This window comes from Helicobacter salomonis (assembly GCF_900197775.1).
Classification (GTDB): domain Bacteria; phylum Campylobacterota; class Campylobacteria; order Campylobacterales; family Helicobacteraceae; genus Helicobacter; species Helicobacter salomonis.
Genome location: NZ_FZMA01000022.1, coordinates 1 through 19,235 on the forward strand (window position 1 = coordinate 1; position 19,235 = coordinate 19,235).

Consider the following 19,235-nt stretch of genomic DNA (forward strand, 5'->3'; position numbering starts at 1 on the left):
AGTTCAAAACTGCAAACCATCAAAAGATACATAGAAAATCAAGGATTGAAGGCATTCATCCAACTCACTAAAACAAATGCGACGCATTTGCTAGAGTGGGGTTTCTGATAAAGAGTTTTAAATTACTTTGGAGGTAGGTTATCCTATATTCCTTTATAGATACGATGACGCATACAGCTATGATAAAAATTTAGGGGCTTAGAGCAACAGAAACAGGTCATCTTAGAGCAGAATACTGAGGTCAATGACTATGTTGTTAAAGAAACCCTCAAAGATACTGAAGTCACGGGGCTAGAAAGGCTTTGATGAAGCTAATGGCTAAATCTCAGGGTTTTTAGGAATTATTGACATACTCCCTATAGCTAAAGTAGGGGATTCTAGTATCATCAAAGTCCGCCCACAAGCGGGTCTTACAACTTCTACTCCAAGAGTTGATGCCCCAACTCTACGAAGGACTATTGTAGCACAAAAAATGCCTTATATCCCCATAGCTAAAGCTAGGGGCTTTACGGCGCAAGTGAGTAAAACAGCACATCTACACTCTCACGGACCTCTAACACACCGGGCGCAATGAGGGCAAGTGCGTTGCACGCCCCCAGCGCGTCGATGGCTCCAGAACCATAGCGATTGTGGCGATAGGGAGTAAACACCCCCTGTTCTACACAGCCCAGTACGAGATGCAAACGCCTTCCCTTGAAAAACAAGTGTTCACTCAAAGGCACGCGCAACATATTGTAGCGTGTGCGCGCCCCTGCGAGTTTGTCTAGCATGGGCAGAACTAGAGTGAGCGCAGTGAGCATGCAACTTACAGGATTGCCTGGCATGCCAAAGACAAAAGTAGGGCGGTGTGCCAAACTAGCCAACATGATGGGTTTGCCGGGCTTGAGATTAACCCCATGGTAGTGAATGATTGCACCCTGTCCTAAGAGAGCCTCTTTAAAGTAATCCTTATCTCCCACACTCACTCCAGCACTACTCACTACGACATCGTAATTCCCCCATGTTTGCATGACCTCTTGCTGACTCTCTAAATCGTCGTTAAGTTTGCCTGCATGGAAGGCATCATGCCCATAACTTTTCAGTAGAGAGACGAGCATAGGGGCATTGCTATCATAAATCTGATGGGCTTGTGCTGGAGCTCCCAAGGCTACCACCTCATCACCACTGCTAAAAATGGCAATTTTAAGCCGCTTAAACACACGCATGCGTGCCATGCCCTGAGAGGCAAATAGGGCAATTTTGCCCGCATGCACCCTCTCTCCTTGATGGGCGATCACTTCGTTAACAAGAATGTCTTCACCCATCGTGCGAATATTTGCCCCTTGTTTGTAATTCTTACTGGGAGCTTGGGCTTGCTCGTCATCGAAAAAATCCATCTCCTCAAAAGGCACGACAATGTCTGCCCCTTCAGGCACAAGCGCCCCTGTCATGATCCTAGCGCAAGTGCCTGCCTTGATATGCACGCCTTCCACACTCTGCCCTGCATAAATTATGCGTGTAACTTTTAGGAGTTTACCCACATCTTCTAGGCGCATGGCAAAACCATCCATTGCCGAGTTAGTTGCTTTAGGTGAAGGCTCGCGCGCGCAGATACTTTGAGCTAAGACTCTCCCCAGGGCGTCCTCTAGGGCAACTTCCTCTGTATCCGGCACAGATTTGACCAAATTTAAACTCAATGCGAGCGCGTCTTCAAATTCCATTAAAGGGTTTTTCATCTTCATCCTTTTTGAATTTCATGGAGCATTTTCTTGAACGCGTCCTTAGTGCCCGGGCGCACAGAACTCATAAGGCTAAACAGCACAATGGCGATTGCACTGGCGACGAATCCGGGCACAATTTCGTAGATATCTAAGAAACTCTTGCCAAATTGATCATAGAGAATCACGGTGCCCGCCCCAAAGACCATGCCCATGATAGCCCCTAGCCTCGTCATGCGCTCCCAAAAGAGCGAAAAGAGGATCACTGTGCCAAAACTTGCTCCAAAACCCGCCCACGCATAGGAAACAATTTTAAGGACGCTTGCATTCCGATCTGTGGAAATGAAAAAAGCCACACAAGCCACTGCCAATACAGACACACGGCTCACGGCCATAAGAGTTTTTACGGGAGCTTGTTTGTTGAAAATCTTGAAATAAAAATCCTCGGCAATGGTAGAAGAGCTAACTAATAATTGTGAACTAGCGGTACTCATCACAGCTGCTAGAATAGCACTTAAAAGCACCCCACTCACCCATGGATTAAAGAGGGTCGCGCTCATGTGGATAAAAATTTTCTCTGGATCGGCCAAGCTCAAATTAAACTTGGTAACATAGGCTACACCTAGGAGTCCAATCAAGCATGAGCCTGCTAGGCTGATAACCATCCACCCAATGCCAATCGTGGTCGCCTTAGGAATCTCGCGGATGGAACGAATGGACATGAAGCGCACCAAAATATGGGGTTGTCCAAAGTAACCCAAACCCCATGCTAAACTGGAGATCACGGCCACGATGGAAGTGCCCTGCAGGAATGTGAGATTTCCGGGCTTGATTTGAGCGATCACCTCGAAACTCGCCCCAAAACCCCCTAAATGGTAGAGCATCATGCAGGGGACGACAATGAGAGCTCCCATCATCAAAAGACCCTGTATGAGATCGGTCCAACAAACCGCTTTATACCCTCCAAAGAAAGTATAGGTAACGATGATGAGTGTGCCTACAATCAACGCATTGGAGTATTTGACCCCAAAAGTCGCTTCAAAAAGTTTGGCCCCACTGACTAGCCCTGAGGACACATAGAAGGTGAAGAAGATCAAAATAACAATGGCAGAGATGAGACGCAAGATGTGTTTGTCATCACTGAAACGGGTTTCAAAATAGTCAGGGATAGTGATGGAATTGGCGATCACGCTTGTGTAAACACGGAGGCGTTTAGCCACCAAAGACCAGTTAATGAAAGCCCCAATGGTCAGCCCAATGGCGATATGGCTATTGACAAGCCCTCCCACATACAAGGCTCCGGGCAAGCCCATTAAGAGCCACCCGCTCATGTCGCTTGCCCCCGCGCTCAACGCGCTGATCACAGGTCCCATGGAACGATCGCCTAAAAAATAATCCTCTGTGGTTTCGTTTTTACGGTAGAAATAAAATCCAATAAAGAGCATCAGCGCAGAATAGAGAATAAAAACGCTCAAAATTTGGTAACTAATGTGCATGCTTAGCCTTTAGACCTCGCGCGCCCAGATTGCCATAGCGGTGGTAGGAGATGCTGATTGATTTTTCTAAAAAGTAGTTGAGCAATTCAAAACGCCCACAGCGCAGGGGTTTGGCATTGGCTAAGACAATCCCTGCGTGCGCACTGGCTTGGTAAAGCGCGTCCAAACCTTGACCAAAATAGCGCACACGCACAAAGCCACCCAATTTTGCGCTAAATTCTTCAAGACTCTCATAAAAAACACTGGGTTTGAAGTGGTGTTGCATGCCCTCTAGGCATTCTAGCAAAAGGTTAAAGTGAGGGTTAGTGGGGGAATTGTCTACGCTGATGGTAAGGGGAATGTTACACACCGCGCATGCCAGCACTACACTAAAGAGTTCCAATAATTCATCTTCTGCGCGCACGCGATACCCTACATTGGCCACTTTGGTGTAGCTAAAGTAATTTTCCTCGCCCCGCACATGGATGAATTCTGTAGGGGTGTTGAAAGTGTGTTGTGCGTGGTAAGCATAGTCGCGTGCTAAGGTGATGAGGTCCTCATAGGCATGGGCATGGTGTGCGCTAAAGGCTTCTAGGATCTGTATAAAGGGCAGATGTGCGTCAGCGGGGGGGGTTGGGGTGCTGTGCTCTTCAATGTGCACAAATTGCAGGGCGTAGTTATAGCTCCCTACCTTGCGCCCCAAACCTACGGCAGATTTTTTGATTCCCCCAAAGGGCTGGCGTAGGACAATGGCCCCCGTCGTGGGCTTGTTGACATAGATATTGCCCGCCTCAATGTGCTCTATAAAATACTCCCATTCGCGCTCATCTAGGGACTCTAGCCCAGCTGTGAGACCATAGCCTGTGCCATTGGCAAGCTCTAGGGCTTCTTTGAGATCTTTAGCCTTCATCACAGAGAGCAAAGGCACGAATAATTCCGTGTTGTAGGTATAGTCACCCTTCTGTGTGCCGTATCTAATGCAGGGCTTCATCAGATAGGGGTTATCATCGATAAATTCGGGTTTAAGCACCCATTCTTCGTGCGCTTCCACGTGGTCTAGGGCCTTGCGCACCTTAGAGCTGGGCGTGCTTGCCAAAGTGCCAATTTTATGGTGCAATTCCAAAGGATCGCCCACACTCATGGAGTTTGTGGCATCTACAAGTGTCTTTTTAAAGTTAGGATCTTCATAGACCTCTTCTTCGAGAATGAGCAAAGAGGTGGCCGAGCATTTCTGCCCCGAGTTACTAAAGGCGGAATGGACGACATTTTTCACCGCCTGTTCTCTATCAGCCATTTTAGTAACAATGGTGGCATTCTTGCCCCCCGTTTCTGCGCTTAAGTGCAGAGTGGGATTGGCCTTGAGCATTTCATAGGCCGTTTCTTCAGAGCCCGTGAGAATGGCAAAATGCACAGCCGAATTGTTGAGCAAATGGGCACTGAGCTCGCCACCACGACAGGGTAAATAGATGAGTACATCTCTGGGCACCCCCGCATCCCAGAAACACTCACACAAGCGATACCCCACTACTACACTGAGACTAGAAGGTTTGTAAATGACCACATTGCCCCCCGCTAGCGCGCTTGCAATGCTCCCCACCGAAATTCCAATGGGAAAGTTCCATGGTGCAACCACCACGCCCACCCCTTTGGGTTTGAAACTGACATGGGGATACTCTTTCAAGAGGGTTTGCAGACTATGGGGATAAAACTCTAAAAAATCGATAGCCTCACTCACCTCCGCATCGCTTTCTGCAAAGGTCTTGCCCACTTCTAAAGCACTAAGCCCGATGAGCTCCCCACGCCTCTCTCTGAACTTTTGTGCCACTTGGCTCAAGATAGCATGGATCTCCCTCAAGGGGCGTTGGGGGAAATGGCTTTGTTGAGCCAGCTCTAAGGCGCTTTGCATGATCGCCTCATCGGCTAAAAACACGGCGGCGATTTTTCGATGCTCGATCTTGTCAAAGACATCTAAACGCTTAAGCCCCTCGGGTGCGCATGCCTTGAGCACAACGGGGGAGAGCTCAATGGGTGGGGTGTTGCGGGCTTTATCTACAATTCTTTGTGCCCACTCCCGATTGGCACGCAAGGTAAAATCTGTATCACTTTCATTTCTAAAGGGGTGCTCGGGGTAAGTGCTCTGCCCTATGGGAGTGGTGTTGCGGTCCTGGGTGCGGCGTGTGTGATTGCTAAGTGTTTTCATGCCTTCCAAACTTTTTAGAAAACGCTGTTCTTGATCTTTCCACTCTGGCGATCCCACTTGGAGGTTGAAAAAGGCTTTCATGAAATTATCTGGCGCTGTGTTCTCATCTAAACGACGCACGAGGTAGGCAATAGCATTGTTGAAGTGCGCCGCGTCGCAGACGGGAGCATAGAGGATGAGTTGGTGCATTTCTTTGATTTCACGACTAGCCTGCACACTCATGCCTTCTAGCATTTCAAAACTGAAGTTGGCTATGGCAAGAGGATCGTTGAGGGCATGGATACGGGTGTAAGCATAGGCTATTTCAAAGATGTTATGCGAGGCGATGCCAATATGAATATACTTGTAGTTTTCCTCGCTCAAAACATATTCTAACATCTTATTGTAATTCGAATCGGTGTCTTGTTTGCTTGAGAAGGTGGGTAATTCCCAGCCCTTGATGGAGGCAAGGGTTTCTTCATTCTCCATGTTAGCGCCTTTGACAAAACGAATCTTGATGGGAGGGAGATCGTTGAGCACGCGCTCTTTAGAAAAAGCGACTAGAGTTTTGAGGTATGCGTAGGAATCTGGAATATAGGCTTGCAGAACAATTCCCGCACTGATAGGAAATTTAGCGATGGATTCCATAAAAGCTGCGATGGTGAGTTCTAAATCTTTAAATTCCTCCATGTCTAAGTTGATAAATTTTTCAATGCTATGCTGCTCCTTTTGCTCGAGGGCGAGCGCGTAGAGGGTGTCCAGCCGTTTGACAATCTCTGCCTTAGAATATTCAAAGTCTAAATGGTAAATTTGGGAGAAAATAGTGGTGATCTTAATGGAAATATACTTGATATAACTAGATTTGATCGCCTCTTGGTATTTATGCATGCGATACATCGCCTCTGATTCTCCCAGCACCTCTTCGCCAATCAAATTTACATTCAAAACAATTTGTTCGGATTCACGCTGTTCAATCGTGCGTTTGAGCACCTCACTTTTCTCATCTAAAACCATTGCTTGGGCATTATTGCGGACTTTGTCCACAAAAAATGGTACGCTCATAGAGGGGACGAACTTGCCTATATGCAAGAAGCCCATGAGAAGAAATTTTTCAAAACGGCTAAAGAAATCTGCAATGCCATACTTTTTGAGGGTGTGTTCGATGAGATGGAAACGGGCGCAGTTGTCCTGGCAGCGAAAAGAGCGATCCAAGAGCTCAATGAGCATGACCTTGTTACTGGGATTATCCAAGAGTTTTTGCATCTTACTATGGAAAGTTCTCTCTTCTTGGCTTAAATGTTCGCTGATTCTAGTTTGCAGCGTGGTGGCAAGACTCAAAGCCGACTGGACCAAATCGTTGGAAGGTTGTTGCATAATAACTCCAAGTGGATAGTAGCTTTGAGTATAAGATACTTGGGTTAATGAGAATATGCGAAGCAGAATCGAGAATGCGAGGGGGTCCCATTAAGTAACAATGGTACGCTTGGCAGGACTTGAACCTGCGGCCTACGGCTTAGAAGGCCGTTGCTCTATCCAGCTGAGCTACAAGCGCATGGTGCGCCTGAAGGGAGTCGAACCCCTAACCCCCAGATCCGAAGTCTGGTGCTCTATCCAATTGAGCTACAAACGCTAAGTCAAAACGGAGTTTTAAGAAATGGGGTGGATGATGGGGCTTGAACCCACGACCCCCAGGACCACAATCTGGTGCTCTAACCAACTGAGCTACACCCACCATAAAGCCTTTTACCGCATGGTCGGGGCGAAAGGATTCGAACCTTCGACCCCTTGGTCCCAAACCAAGTGCGCTACCAGGCTGCGCTACGCCCCGCAAGTTTTGACAAATAGGCACTATAGCATACTCTTAAGGTTTTGTCAAGCACTCCATGGTTTATTGGTGTTAGGCATGCAAGCTATAGAGAAATCTATTCTCATTTTAGCCATATTTTAAGTCTAGTGTTGTATAGATTTTCACGCAATACATTGCTATGAGAGGAGTTCACATGTTGAAAGAGAAGCTAAAACAACTTAGAAACGCAAACAATTTAACCCAAGAAGAACTCGCCCTTAAATGCGGTGTAAGCTTGCAGAGTATCAAGCGTTATGAGAGCGAGCAAAAAAGCAATATCACTTTAGATACTTTGGAAAAACTCGCCAACGCACTCAATACAGATTTACATTTTTTTACATCTACACATAGAGAGGTGGAAGATGTCGTGATGGTGCCCTATGTCAAGGATAGCAAGACCTATTCACCTCAAGAGAATCGGGATGATAATACGGTATTTCTTCCGCAGAGCAAAACCTTTCTCAAGAGGCATTTTGGGATCACTTCCACAGAACACCTAGGGCTTTTACAAGCTGTGGGCAATTCTATGGAGCCGCTGATCAAGGAGGGAGATCTGTTGCTCTTTCAAAATGATGAAAGCTGCTATGAAGGGGCTATTTATGTTGTCAACCTAGATGGAGAATATTATGTGAGGCGTCTGTGCAAACGCCCAGAGGTGTGCCTAATTAGTGACAATTCTATTTACAGACCCATTCATCTGCAAAGTTTGGATGATATCACCATTTTGGGACGCGTCATAGGCGTCTTGCATACTTTTAGTTTTTAAAGATAGGCGCGCAATAAATATGCTAACATGCGCGAGTAGTTTGTGCGACTAAGTCGACCAAGGAGCGAGATTGAAAATTTTAGTTGTAGATGATAGTTCCACCATGAGACGGATCATTAAGAATACCTTGCAACGCTTGGGGTATGAGGATATCATGGAAGCCGAGCATGGGGTGGAAGCTTGGGGAAAACTAGATAGCAACGACACAACCGGTGTACTCATCACAGACTGGAATATGCCAGAGATGAATGGGTTGGATTTAGTGAAAAAAGTGCGTTCGGACGGGCGGTTTAAGGATCTGCCCATCATTATGATCACCACAGAGGGGGGCAAGGCGGAGGTGATCACCGCACTTAAGGCCGGGGTGAATAACTACATCGTGAAACCTTTCACGCCCCAAGTTCTCAAGGAGAAGCTGGAAGTGGTGTTGGGAACGAATGATTGAAGTAGAGGATTGTAGCGCGCGTGTGTCCGGATGTTTATTTTAAAACCTTTGTCTTGCCCACGCATTATCCTGAGTTGTTCGCCCACTGTTTGTTGGAATTCACGCAGGATGCCATTGAGGAAATCGACACGCCTCCTTCCCTCGACTATTCTTACTTCGGAGAAACTCCCCTAAAGCCTCCTGGGGGAGGTTTTATTATCTACTCCACTACGCCTCCTGAGAGTCTCTTGGCGTGCGTGCAGGATTTCTGTAGTGTGCTCTCTAAGAGATTGGGCACTGCTATTGGCTTTTACCACCATAGCAGCTCGCAGCGTAACCTGGATTGGGTGCGGGCCTATGAGAGGAGTGTGAAGCCCATCATTTGCGGGAGATTTCATATCGTTCCTAATTGGAGCTCACAGGAGCGCGAAGATTTGATGCCACTGCTCCTTGATCCAAGCTTGGCCTTTGGCACGGGCAGGCATGAGAGCACTCGCTTGCTTTTACAAGAGATTTCGCGCCTGGATGTGCAAGGTCGACTGAGCCTAGATGTGGGTTGTGGGAGTGGGATTTTGAGCTTGGCACTCGCCAAGTTAGGAGCACGGACACATGCATGCGACACTGATTCGCTAGCAATCGCAGAAACTCAGAAGAATTTTACGCGTAATCATTTGGAATGTGTAAGTCTATGGCATGGCTCTATCCAGGTCATTCCTCCTGGCACATATTACGATCTCATTGTGATCAACATCCTTGCGGATGTGATCGTGCAAATGCATGCCGATGTACTCAAAGTAAGCAAGGAGGGCACGCTGCTCTTCCTATCAGGTATTTTAGACACCCAAGAGAATGAAGTGTATACAATTTATGCAAAAGATTTTACTCTTCTGCGCAGAGACCAAGAAAATGAATGGGTGTGCTTGACTCTGTGCAGGCATTTTAACTCTTAAGGATATCTATGGACAATCGATCGCAAAATCCTAACCCCAAGAAGCCCTTGTTGCAAAACCCTCTCTTGCTTGTTTTGATTTTCATTATTATTGCCATCATTGGTGTGCGTATGATGAGCACAGAGGGCGGGTTTGGGGATCGTTTTCTCTCAACTAGTACTAAAAATGTTAGCTATCACGAGCTTAAACAGTTGATCGAAAACAAAGAAGTGGACAATGTAAGCATTGGTCAAACTCTTATCAAGGCCACCAGCAAGGAGGGTAATACCAAGACTATCTATGTGGCTAAGAGGGTTCCCGATCTCTCTTTAGTTCCCCTCCTAGATGCACAGAAAATTAATTATTCGGGCTTTAGTGAGTCGAATTTCTTCACAGATATTTTGGGCTGGCTCTTGCCCGTACTGGTGATTTTAGGTTTGTGGATGTTTATGGCAAATCGCATGCAAAAGAATATGGGCGGGGGTATCTTTGGCATGGGGAGTTCTAAAAAGCTCATCAACGCGGAAAAACCCAAGGTACGCTTTAACGATATGGCGGGTAATGAAGAGGCTAAAGAGGAAGTGGTGGAAATTGTAGACTTCCTCAAATACCCTGATCGTTATGCCTCTTTGGGAGCTAAAATTCCTAAGGGTGTGCTCTTAGTGGGTCCCCCCGGGACAGGTAAAACCTTGTTGGCTAAAGCGGTGGCCGGAGAAGCCAGTGTGCCCTTTTTCTCTATGGGGGGGAGCAGTTTTATTGAGATGTTCGTAGGTTTGGGGGCAAGTCGGGTGCGTGATCTCTTTGACATCGCTAAAAAAGAGGCCCCCAGCATTATTTTTATCGATGAAATCGATGCAATCGGGAAAAGTCGGGCAGCCGGGGGAATGGTCAGTGGGAATGATGAGAGGGAGCAAACCTTGAACCAGCTCTTAGCGGAGATGGATGGCTTTGGTTCAGAAAATGCGCCCGTGATTGTGTTAGCAGCCACTAACCGCCCCGAGATTCTGGACCCCGCCCTGCTCAGACCAGGACGCTTTGATCGCCAAGTTCTAGTAGATAAGCCTGATTTTAACGGACGCGTGGAGATTTTAAAGGTGCATATCAAGCCTGTCAAATTGGCTAATGATGTGGATTTGCAAGAAATCGCCAAGCTCACTGCCGGATTAGCAGGGGCGGATTTGGCTAATATCATCAATGAGGCCGCGCTTTTAGCCGGGCGTAATAACCAAAAGGAAGTCAAGCAGCAGCATCTCAAAGAGGCGGTCGAGCGGGGTATTGCCGGTTTGGAGAAAAAGAGTCGGCGCATTTCTCCTAAGGAGAAAAAGATCGTGGCTTACCATGAGAGCGGGCATGCTGTCATTTCTGAGATGACTAAGGGTTCGGCACGGGTCAATAAAGTTTCTATCATTCCTAGAGGCATGGCGGCTCTAGGTTATACTCTTAACACTCCCGAAGAAAACAAGTACTTGATGCAAAAACACGAGCTCATCGCTGAAATCGATGTCCTCTTGGGTGGGCGCGCCGCTGAAGATGTCTTTTTGCATGAAATCTCTACAGGAGCCAGCAACGATTTGGAGAGGGCTACTGACATCATCAAAGGCATGGTAAGTTACTATGGCATGAGCGATGTGAGTGGGCTAATGGTGCTAGAAAAACAGCGCAATTCGTTCTTAGGCGGGGGCTTTGGAGGAGGAAGAGAGTTTAGCGAAAAGATGGCCGAGGAGATGGATGCATTCATCAAAAAACTCTTGGAAGAACGCTACACTCATGTCAAGCAAACTTTGAGCGATTATAAAGATGCCATTGAAGTGATGGTAGATGAGCTCTTTGAAAAAGAGGTCATCACGGGCGAGCGCGTGCGTGAAATCATTAGCGAGTATGAAGTGGCTCACAAACTGCAAACCCGTTTGGTTCCCTTAGAAGAACACGCGAGCTAAGGATTTTCTATTAAACCTCTCTATCTGTTTCCCAATCTATTCACGGCGAGCAGTATTTTCTTAGGAATGATGGGGGTTTTCTATGCCGCCCGGGGGAGTTTTGTGAGCGCGTGTTGGTTTGTAGTGGTGTGCTTGGTTTTGGACGGCCTAGATGGGCGTGTTGCCCGCTTAACTAACACCACCAGCAAGTTTGGCTTAGAGTTTGACTCGTTGGCCGATGTAGTGGCCTTTGGGGCAGCTCCTAGTATCATTGCTTACTTTTATGTCGGGCACACTTATGGACGCGTAGGAATGGCGGCTTGTGCCCTATTTGTGATCTTTGGAGCGATTCGTTTAGCGCGCTTCAATGTAACAACCCAAACCGCAGACCCCTACTCTTTCATCGGCATTCCCATTCCCACTGGAGCGGTTTTGGTCGTGCTAGCCATTTTACTCGATCACAAGTATGGTCTCTTTAAAGCCCAACACGGACATTTAATGCTTGCCTATATCGTGTTTTTGGGAGTGATGATGGTAAGCAATATCCGTTATCCCAATTTCAAAAAAGTCCGTTGGAATCTCAAGCTTTTCATCGTCTTATTAATTTTTCTCTTGCTTGTTTTTATCTATCCCTTAGAGGTGCTGAGTAGTTTTATGTTTGCCTATTTATGTTACGGCATCGTGCGTTGGATCTTTGTCATGAGCAAGATTTTATTAAAACGGAAACATTAATGCAACAGGTGCGTTTCTACATCGAAGGTATGACTTGCAGCGCGTGTTCAAGTGGGATTGAACGCGCTTTGGAGCGCAAGGATTTTATCCAAGAAGTGCGGGTGGATTTGCTTAGTAAAAGCGCAGTAGTGGTCTATGACACCGCGCATGCTAGCCTTGAAGATATTTTTAAAATGATCACCAAATTGGGCTACTCTCCTAAAGAGAGCCTGCCTCCTCCCAAGGTTCAAAAGTCCCATCTATGGCTTGCCATGCCCGCTACTTTGGGTGTACTGTATCTCTCCATGGTGGGCATGCACTTGCCCGCACTACTACCTGCTATTTTGCACAATAGCTTCATAAGTGGATTTTTGCAAGCTTTATTAAGTTTGCTAGTCATGCATGCAGGCAGACATTTTTACATTAGGGGCTTTAAATCTTTATGGGAGCGCCAACCCAATATGGACAGCCTGATAGCCTTAGGCACTAGTAGCGCATTTCTTTATAGTGTGGTGTTGCTAGGCAAAGCATTTCAGGGCACACAAGTAGGGTATTACTTTGAGAGCGCATGCGTGATTTTACTCTTTGTCATGCTGGGCAAACGCCTTGAAAATGCTTCTAAAGATAAGGCACTAGCAGCCATGGAAGGCTTATTGGGCAGACAACCCCAAAGTGCACTCCGCGTAGAGGAGGGCAACGCTGTTGAAGTGTTGATCGAGCGCGTGCAGGTGGGCGATGTCTTAAAGATTTTGCCCGGGAGCGTGATCCCCGTAGATGGTGTGGTGATTGAGGGTGAAGGGGAAATTGACGAATCCACTCTCACGGGTGAGAGTGTGCCTATTTACAAATCTCAGGGTGCGCATGTCTTCTCAGGGACGCTCAACACTACTACAAGTTTTTTAATCCGCGCCACCCATACAAGCGCGCAGAGCGTTCTGCAAAAGATTGCCCAGCAAGTGCGCGATGCGCAAGGTTCTAAGGCACAAATTGCCAGATTGGCTGATAAGGTCGCGCGAATCTTTGTGCCCTCTGTCATTGCTATTGCCAGTGTGGCCTTTGGAGTGTGGTTCTTTTTGAGCAATTTTGCCCACGCTTTGGAGGTTTTCATTGCCGTGCTAGTCATCTCGTGTCCTTGCGCATTAGGTCTAGCCACTCCGATGTCCCTTTTGGTGGCACACAAGGAAGCGAGCCACTTAGGTCTCTTCTTCAAAGATGCGCAGGCGTTGGAAAAGGCTCGCTTGGTAGATTGTGTGGTCTTTGACAAGACGGGTACAATCACGCAGGGCAAGCCACAAGTCCAACGGGTTGTGGCCATTCCTGGAATCTCCACAAACGATGTGCTCTGCTTAGCTAGCAGCGTGGAAGCCCACAGCGAACATGTGTTAGCACAGGGCATTGTCGCGTATGCCAAGGCACAAGATGCGGTGTTGAAAGAAGTCAAGGACGCGCGTGCATTCGTGGGATTGGGAATACGCGGGTGTGTAGAGGGAACATGGATTAAGGTGGGGAATTTGGAATTTTTCAACACACCTAATCCATTTGTACTAGACACACCGGGCACTTGGGTGTTTGTGGGTATTGAAGGACAGAGTGATCATATTTTGGGGGCACTGATCTTGCAAGACATGCCCAAGGCTCATGCTAAAGAAGATATCTCTCGTTTGCAAACACTGGGAATTAAGACCATGCTTTTAAGTGGGGATCGCGCCGACAATGTGCAGGCCCTGGTCCAAGAGCTTGGCATGAGCACGGGTATCGGGCAGGCCAGCCCTGAAAACAAACTGGCTAAGATTGAGGAACTCAAGGTTCAGGGGGAAGTGGTCATGATGGTGGGAGATGGGATGAACGATGCGCCTGCACTGGCACGCAGCGATGTAGCAGTGGTCATGGCACGAGGGAGCGATGCGAGTTTAGAAGTGGCTGATGTGGTCAGTTTTAACAATGAAATTGTAGCTGTGGAAAATGCGATTAAATTAAGTCGGGCTACCATCGCCAATATTAAGCAAAATCTCTTTTGGGCATTTGGCTATAATGCCATTGCTATTCCCCTAGCGTGCGGTGTTGCATTCAAAGCAGGCATCATGCTAAGTCCTATGCTCGCGAGTTTAGCGATGAGCCTGAGCAGCCTAAGTGTGGTGCTAAACGCGCAGCGACTCAGAGGAATCCATCTCAAAATTAAGGCAAGTTATGAAAGCTGAATGGTTAGTGCCAGAGATCACATGCAATCACTGCGTGGATAAGATCGAGCGCTTTGTAGGAGAGTTAGAAGGCGTGAAGCATATTGAGGTAAGTGTGGAGAACAAGAAAGTGTGCGTGGAATTTGACCCACCTGCTAGCCAAGAGAGCATTGCCGAAGCTATTTTAGACGCGGGTTATACTCTGGGCTAGGGTGTGAAACTCTTTTTTAAGCGTTTCCATCCTTATATTCAAGGGCATTACGCGCGCTTTGCAGTGGTGTTAATTGCCTCCCTAGTGGTGGCGTTGAGCACGGCGTGGGGAACTTATCTAGTCAAACCCACGCTAGATGAAATCTTTATCAAAAAAGATGCGCACATGCTGGCTATCTTGCCCTTCTTGGTCATTTTAGCATACTTGGGTAAGAGCGGGGGGATTTATATCCAAACCTATTTTACAAACTACATCGGACTGGACATTATCCAACAATTGCGCAAACGCATGCTGGAACATTTGCTTCAAATGGAACTTGGCTTTTTTAACCGTACCAAAAAAGGTGAGTTGATCGCTAGGATTACCAACGACATCGCGTTAGTGCGCGCGAGTTTGTCCAACTATTTGGCCGAATCGATCCGAGAATTTTTGACTGTCATAGGTTTAATAGGTGTGGTGATTTACCAAAGCCCTAGACTGGCTTTTTGGTTATTGCTCTTGTTTTTTGCGGCCATTCCGCTCAGTAAAATCATCAAAAAAGTTAAAAAGCTCTCTAAGGTTAACCAAGAAACTAACGCGCGCATGACGGCTAGATTGTCAGAAATTTTTCATAGCATTGAAGTGATCAAAACCTCCAATGGGGAAAAGCTCGAATTACAAGCGTTTCAAAAGGAAAACAAGGCATTTTTTCAAATCAGTTTAAAGAGCATTAAATATGCAGAAATCTCCTCCCCTCTGATGGAATTCTTGGGTTCTTTGCTCATCGCTTTGGTGATCTACTCGGGAGGGCGAGAGGTGATCGCAGGACATCTGAGCGTGGGGGCATTTTTTTCCTTTATTACCGCACTATTCATGCTCTATACCCCACTCAAGCGCCTCGTACGCATCGCTTCAAGTTTTCAAGAAGCCTTGGTTGCAGGGGAGCGCATCCATGAGATTTTAGAACGGGTTAGCCCCATTGTAGATGGCACGCATGTATTAGAAAAACCCATTGAGCGCATTGTATTCAAACATGTTAATTTTGCCTATAGTGCAGATAGGCTAGCATTGCAAGATGTTTGTTTGGAATTGCACCCCAATCAGATTACCGCGCTCAAGGGCAAAAGTGGGAGTGGGAAGAGCTCGTTAGTGAATTTGATCTTACGGCTTTATGAGCCTACAAATGGAGAGATTGAAATTAATGGCATGCCCATTGCGTCTTTGCAGCAAAAGAGTCTGCGCGATCAAATTGGTGTAGTAACTCAAAAGGTCTTTATTTTCAGCGGGAGTGTTGCAGAAAATGTCGCCTATGGTCAGGAAATCGAGCCTCAAAGAGTGCTAGATTGTCTACAACAAGCCCAGGCCTTAGAATTTGTGCAAGCAATGGGTGGCATAGAGGCTCTCTTAGAAGAGTTTGGGGCTAATTTAAGCGGAGGACAGCGCCAAAGAATTGCCATTGCGCGCGCCCTTTATCGCAGGGCAAGTGTGTTAATTTTTGATGAGGCCACTTCAGCTTTGGACAGCCATACACAAGAGGGCATTTACCAAACCATCACAGAACTTAGAGAAAATCGCATTGTGATCATGATTTCACATAATCGTGAGAGTTTGAAGATCGCTGATCGTGTCTGCGTGCTTGCGCATGGCAAGTTACAAGAAAGTCGCACCACTTCCTAGGAGGGTTCATGCGCCTGATTTGGATTCCCTTATTTCTTGTGTTATGTGTGGGGTGTACCCATGGAGTTTTTAGTCAGCCATCCCTGCGATTGCACTATAAAAGCGCATCGCCCCAAGTACCCCTTAAGGGAGGACTTGTTCTGCAGACTCCAGATATTAGCTTTTCTAAAGACTTTATCCCGCATTATTACCAACACAAATATATCCAAGCCCTACAAAGAGATGGCGCTACACTTTTAGCGCATTTAGGATATAGCACAACTCCTAATGCTCCTCATGCACATTTGAGTGGAAGCGTGCGCCTTGTCTTTGAAAACACTCCTTCCACACTTAAAGACACGAAGGCCATGCTCAAAGCTACGGGCAATGAATATGTCGATCCTGTGCGTGTTTTGCGCATGCTGCGTGCTCAGAGCACCCTAAAGCTCACATGTGTAGGGGGCGATCAATTCCCCTGTGGGGTGCAGGTGCATGTGCAAGTGTTAGAACCCGTGTGGCGGGCTAACCCTTTGGATAGTGATCCTAGCGCCCATGCCAGTGATGAACAACGCTATAACACTGCACTGATAGAGGCACTCAACAAACTTTACCAACAGAGTTTACAGACCCTAGAGACGCAGATCAATCACCTCTACAAAGAATAAGCATGCTGTCCAAAGATGTGAGTGAATATATCAAGGTTAAAAATGAACTCTACGCCTATGTGTCCTACCTTCTAACTCAAAATATTAAAAATTATCTCAAAGAGCCCACTCTTAAGTATATTCAAATTGCCATGGCTCGTATTAAACAAGAGGTGCGCATTAAAGAGGATTTTTTTATTTTAGATGTGAATGGGAATTTGCTCGATGATAGAGGGGCGATCAAAAATAGCTTTGCAGAAAATTCGCCCGAATACGGCTATTTCCACGAAGCCATTCAGGAACGGCGCTGTATTTTGACCAATCCCTATCCCACACGCCACAATCGTAACTTAGTGGTGACAGCAGCTTACCCCATTTACAATAGCCAAAATGAGCTCTTCTGTGTGGTCTGTATGCATATTCCAATCAAAATGGCTATCGCGCTGAGTTCCTCATCCAAGCACTATAAGGTTTTTGCTGAAGGCAGTGTGGTGATGTATTTTTCCATCTCTGTGATGTTAGGCCTTGTAGCACTATTGCTCTTCGTCAAGAGTATTTCTACACTTTATGACGCGCTCATCCATTTCAATAATTTTGATGTCAAAGAAGTGTTTCACCCCATCGTCTTGTTGACACTTGCCTTAGCCACTATCGACTTGGTCAAGGTAATTTTTGAGGAAGAAGTGCTAGGCAAGAATAGCGGGGATAACCACCATGCAATTCATCGCACCATGATTCGCTTTCTAGGCTCGATCATCATTGCCTTAGCCATTGAGGCCCTGATGTTGGTGCTGAAATTTAGCATTAGTGAACCCAGCAAGCTGGTTTATGCCGTCTATTTAACAGGTGGGGTGTCTATTTTGCTCATCAGTCTAGCCATCTATGTCAAATTCGCTTATGGCGCAGCAAAGAATTGATTTGGCAAGACTCTAGCTCAAAAAATAGACTAGACTTTCAAGTGCTTTTAGCATGCAAGAGCATTGGAACGCATCGAGGAAGAGCAAATTATCGCGACTATCTTGTATACTTGTGTGTCTTGATTGAACAAAGTAGGTTTTTGAATGCTCCAGTCTTTTGGCACTTTAATGCATACATGGCTCTATGGACAGGGAGGCTATTACACGCGAGCAGAGATAGGAGTGCGTGGAGATTTTTACACCTCTGTTAATGCGAGCACCTTTTTTGGCGGAAGTTTGGCCTGCTATCTCTTGGATTTGCTGGAAAACCAAAAACTCAGCCTTCCCTTAAGTGTTATAGAGATTGGCGCACATCAGGGGCAACTTTTAGGTGATGTCCTCTCTTTTTTGCGTGCCCTCAGTCATGGGGTTTTAGAACACACGCAATTCATAACTTTAGAACCTTTAGAACATTTGCGCACCGCACAGCAGGCACATTTGGCCCAAAGGGGTATCACGCTCCAATGTGTTGCCAGTCCCCTAGACTTGCCCATTACACAGAGTGTATTTATCTATTGCAATGAATTGTGGGATAGTTTTCCATGTGAGGTTATCCAAGATGGGCAAATGCTCCACATCGATTCGCACTTCAAACCTCTGTGGCGTGAAAATTGCGTCTTAGAAAAATCTAAGGGATGTGTGCCCCTATCTTGGCAACCCTACATCCACACCCTGATCAAAGCTCTTGAGCGCGTGCCCCAGTGGGCGATTGCAAGTTTTGACTACGGACAATATGGAAAGCGTGAGGAAATTGACCTACGGGCATACGAGCGGCATCGGGTCTTGGACTTTGCAGATATTTTGGAAAATCTGCCCCAACTCTACCAGCGCGTGGATCTCACCTACGATGTGGATTTCAAGCACCTAGAGAGTATCTTTACCCAGTTGGGTGCTTCCACTCTCTTTTATGGCACCCAAGCCCAAACTCTCATACACATGGGTTTGCCAAAACTTTTAGAACTTTTTGCAGCCCATATGCCTTTTGAAACCTATCAAAAAGAGGCGTTTAAAGCCCGCGCGCTCATCGATCCCAGTGGTTTTGGGGAGCGTTTTAAGGCACTCATTGTGGCTAATTTCACTCCATAAACCTCTAAAAAATTTGGGTGAAATTCATGAAAAGAGAGGAACTTTTATAGCTATCTACGAGTTTTAAACTCTCATAGCCATTCAGACTTGTAGGGGTCATCAGGGTGCGGGTTTGAGAAATTAGGGGCATGTGCACACCCAGGCTCCATTTGAAGCGATCCACGCGCACACTAATGCCAAAGGTCGCGTTGATATTAGCGTTATTGCTCACTTGTGCCGCGCTCGCACTGGAAAATTGCGCCGTCCAGACATGAAACATGCCCAACAACCCAGCAAAAAAGCCATAGGCTTGGATTTTAGCGCGCCTTCCCATCTTAGGCTTTCTAATTTTGCTATAGACATTAAAGAGTAAATTAGCACCCACACCAAGACTATAACGGTTCACATTATTGGCACGAATCGCTGCGCTCAATGCCTTGTCCATGTAAAGGTAGCGGTAGCCAAAATAGCCATAGTAGGCGATACCCACAAAGGGCGTGAAATACTTTTGATACCCTCCCTCTAATTGCACCCCAAATTGCACGGAGCGGCTTTGCAGGTTTTTGTTAGTGATGGTGATGAGAGGACGGGTGGGGGCTTTGAC

Annotated in this window: 15 protein-coding genes and 4 tRNA genes; 11 read left to right on the forward strand and 8 right to left on the reverse strand. The window is 46.7% G+C overall.

Features of this window, described 5'->3' with window-relative positions:
- Window positions 1–506 precede the first annotated feature (506 nt).
- The 7 genes from C6H04_RS04615 to C6H04_RS04645 form a co-directional block, all read right to left on the reverse strand.
- Window positions 507–1,715, reverse strand: coding sequence for a molybdopterin molybdotransferase MoeA (locus C6H04_RS04615; RefSeq protein ID WP_104732461.1), 1,209 nt, complete (start codon window positions 1,713–1,715; stop codon window positions 507–509).
- Window positions 1,716–1,717: 2 nt separating this feature from the next.
- Window positions 1,718–3,193 (reverse strand): sodium/proline symporter PutP, encoded by a 1,476-nt coding sequence (gene putP / locus C6H04_RS04620; protein WP_104695788.1) that lies wholly within the window; start codon window positions 3,191–3,193, stop codon window positions 1,718–1,720.
- The gene (locus C6H04_RS04625) at window positions 3,183–6,725 is read right to left on the reverse strand and encodes a bifunctional proline dehydrogenase/L-glutamate gamma-semialdehyde dehydrogenase (protein ID WP_104732462.1); all 3,543 of its coding nucleotides are present in this window, start codon (window positions 6,723–6,725) and stop codon (window positions 3,183–3,185) included. Before C6H04_RS04625 ends, putP begins: the two co-directional genes overlap by 11 nt.
- 101 nt (window positions 6,726–6,826) lie before the next feature.
- Window positions 6,827–6,903, reverse strand: a tRNA-Arg gene (locus C6H04_RS04630).
- Window position 6,904: 1 nt separating this feature from the next.
- A tRNA-Arg gene (locus C6H04_RS04635) sits at window positions 6,905–6,981 on the reverse strand.
- A gap of 25 nt (window positions 6,982–7,006) precedes the next feature.
- Window positions 7,007–7,083 (reverse strand) — tRNA-His (locus C6H04_RS04640).
- 19 nt (window positions 7,084–7,102) lie between these two features.
- Window positions 7,103–7,179, reverse strand: a tRNA-Pro gene (locus tag C6H04_RS04645).
- Between the two features lie 172 nt (window positions 7,180–7,351).
- Here C6H04_RS04645 and C6H04_RS04650 point away from each other — a divergent pair.
- From C6H04_RS04650 to C6H04_RS04700, 11 genes are all read left to right on the forward strand, one after another.
- Window positions 7,352–7,963 carry an XRE family transcriptional regulator gene (locus tag C6H04_RS04650; protein WP_104695790.1) on the forward strand — a complete coding sequence of 204 codons (612 nt, stop codon included), beginning with the start codon at window positions 7,352–7,354 and terminating at the stop codon, window positions 7,961–7,963.
- A 70-nt stretch (window positions 7,964–8,033) separates the two neighbouring features.
- On the forward strand, window positions 8,034–8,408 hold the full coding sequence (locus C6H04_RS04655; protein WP_104695791.1) for a chemotaxis response regulator CheY: 375 nt from the start codon (window positions 8,034–8,036) through the stop codon (window positions 8,406–8,408).
- 20 nt (window positions 8,409–8,428) lie between these two features.
- A complete protein-coding gene (locus C6H04_RS04660) occupies window positions 8,429–9,337 on the forward strand; it encodes a 50S ribosomal protein L11 methyltransferase (protein ID WP_104732463.1) in 909 nt (302 codons plus the stop codon).
- 8 nt (window positions 9,338–9,345) lie between these two features.
- The gene (ftsH, locus tag C6H04_RS04665) at window positions 9,346–11,253 is read left to right on the forward strand and encodes an ATP-dependent zinc metalloprotease FtsH (RefSeq protein ID WP_104695793.1); all 1,908 of its coding nucleotides are present in this window, start codon (window positions 9,346–9,348) and stop codon (window positions 11,251–11,253) included.
- 9 nt (window positions 11,254–11,262) lie between these two features.
- A complete protein-coding gene (gene pssA, locus C6H04_RS04670; protein ID WP_104695794.1) occupies window positions 11,263–11,964 on the forward strand; it encodes a CDP-diacylglycerol--serine O-phosphatidyltransferase in 702 nt (233 codons plus the stop codon).
- The gene (locus C6H04_RS04675) at window positions 11,964–14,141 is read left to right on the forward strand and encodes a heavy metal translocating P-type ATPase (RefSeq protein WP_104732464.1); all 2,178 of its coding nucleotides are present in this window, start codon (window positions 11,964–11,966) and stop codon (window positions 14,139–14,141) included. The genes pssA and C6H04_RS04675 overlap by 1 nt, the downstream gene beginning before the upstream one ends.
- On the forward strand, window positions 14,131–14,331 hold the full coding sequence (copP, locus tag C6H04_RS04680; protein WP_104695796.1) for a copper-binding metallochaperone CopP: 201 nt from the start codon (window positions 14,131–14,133) through the stop codon (window positions 14,329–14,331). The genes C6H04_RS04675 and copP overlap by 11 nt, the downstream gene beginning before the upstream one ends.
- A 3-nt stretch (window positions 14,332–14,334) precedes the next feature.
- Window positions 14,335–15,987 carry an ABC transporter ATP-binding protein gene (locus C6H04_RS04685; protein WP_104695797.1) on the forward strand — a complete coding sequence of 551 codons (1,653 nt, stop codon included), beginning with the start codon at window positions 14,335–14,337 and terminating at the stop codon, window positions 15,985–15,987.
- 8 nt (window positions 15,988–15,995) lie between these two features.
- On the forward strand, window positions 15,996–16,631 hold the full coding sequence (locus tag C6H04_RS04690; RefSeq protein ID WP_104732465.1) for a hypothetical protein: 636 nt from the start codon (window positions 15,996–15,998) through the stop codon (window positions 16,629–16,631).
- 2 nt (window positions 16,632–16,633) lie between these two features.
- Complete coding sequence (locus C6H04_RS04695) at window positions 16,634–17,527, forward strand: PDC sensor domain-containing protein (protein ID WP_104695799.1); 894 nt, start codon at window positions 16,634–16,636, stop codon at window positions 17,525–17,527.
- Between the two features lie 144 nt (window positions 17,528–17,671).
- Window positions 17,672–18,652, forward strand: a complete 981-nt coding sequence (locus tag C6H04_RS04700; protein ID WP_104732466.1) for an SAM-dependent methyltransferase — start codon at window positions 17,672–17,674, stop codon at window positions 18,650–18,652.
- Between the two features lie 4 nt (window positions 18,653–18,656).
- Here the strand turns inward: C6H04_RS04700 and C6H04_RS04705 are convergent.
- The coding region (locus C6H04_RS04705) for an outer membrane beta-barrel protein (RefSeq protein WP_104732467.1) at window positions 18,657–19,235 on the reverse strand (579 nt) is incomplete at its 5' end.